Here is a 776-nt window from a genome sequence, read left to right as displayed (position 1 = left end):
CGGCGAAATGGACAGCTACCTCTCTACCGCTGGGCTCAATCTTCCCATGATGTATGGCGATACTACTGTAGAAGGAGATTCTAGGTTGTCTATCTCGGGGAGCTTCAGTCACAACGCTGTGATTGCCATGAGGGATGGCAAGTGTGCCTCATGTGGAGGGTGGGCAATCTGAGAAAGTCCCACCTCGTAGAGGCCCATGTACGAGCACAACTGCTGAAATCACGCATAACTTCAGAAGGAGAGTACATACCACTCGATCAGATTGATATCAATGTGGGCTTCGATAGCGGCATTGACAGGATCTTTCTCGTTAGCCCAATCACCATCGTCCACGAGATTGATGAGGATTCTCCTCTTTATGACCTCTCCAAACAAGACATCGACAACGCTGATTTCGAAATTGTCGTTATACTGGAAGGGATGGTAGAGGCCACCGCTATGACAACCCAATGTCGAAGTAGTTATCTTGCCAATGAAATCCTTTGGGGCCATCGCTACGAACCTGTCTTGTTTGAGGAGAAGCACTATAGCGGGAATGGAGCCATCGGCGGAGACTTGCTCCTCAACTTCCCAGACATGAGTGTCTTGGAACGGCAGCGGGCTCATTTGAAATATCTGAATCCTACATTCGACAGCCCTCTTGCCGGGTTCTTCGCCGATAGTAGTATGATAACAGGCGGCGAAATGGACAGCTACCTCTCTACCGCTGGGCTCAATCTTCCCATGATGTATGGCGATACTACTGTAGAAGGAGATTCTAGGTTGTCTATCTCGGG

Annotated in this window: 1 protein-coding gene; it reads left to right on the top strand. The window is 49.5% G+C overall.

Features of this window, described 5'->3' with window-relative positions; translation table 11 throughout:
• Window positions 1-150: 150 nt before the first annotated feature.
• Window positions 151-776 (top strand): hypothetical protein (locus FYM52_RS18565; protein WP_238826274.1); only part of this gene is annotated, 626 nt, incomplete at its 3' end.

The organism is Comamonas sp. CAH-2 (genome assembly GCF_009668305.1).
Classification (GTDB): domain Bacteria; phylum Pseudomonadota; class Gammaproteobacteria; order Burkholderiales; family Burkholderiaceae_C; genus Comamonas; species Comamonas aquatica.
This window is presented reverse-complemented; position numbering and strand designations above follow the sequence as displayed.